1 protein-coding gene is annotated in these 531 nt (G+C 33.0%); it reads left to right on the top strand.

Annotated features, from left to right (window positions below; translation table 11 throughout):
* A partial coding sequence (locus FUA24_RS01190) for a pseudouridine synthase (RefSeq protein WP_148539690.1) occupies window positions 1-531 on the top strand: 531 nt, incomplete at both ends.

Here is a 531-nt window from a genome sequence, read left to right as displayed (position 1 = left end):
GCCAAAACCCAAACCACAGGTAAAAAATAATAGTAATAGTACAGATATTAGGTTAAATAAATACATTGCTAATGCGGGTATTTGTTCACGTAGAGAAGCTGATGTACACATTGCCACAGGTTTAGTTACCGTAAATGGAAAAGTGGTAACTGAAATGGGTTATAAAGTAAAACCAACTGATGAAGTGCGTTATGATGGTTCTAGAATTAGCCCAGAGCAAAAAGCGTATGTGCTTTTAAATAAACCAAAAGGATTTGCTACCACCACTAGTGAGGGTAAAGGAAGAACAGTTATGGATTTGGTAGCAAACGCCACATCATCTCGTATTAAACCTATTGGTCGTTTAGGGCGAAACTCAAAAGGATTATTACTCTTTACAAACGATAAAGATATTGAAGACAAATTTAAAAGTTCAAAAAAAGGCGTGCCACGTTTATTTCATATTGAACTAGATAAAAATTTGAAATTAGAAGATTTAAAGAAAATTCAAAACGGTTTCAAAATTCAAGATAAATTAATTTCTGTTGAAGA

It is taken from the genome of Seonamhaeicola marinus (assembly GCF_008085455.1).
This window is presented reverse-complemented; position numbering and strand designations above follow the sequence as displayed.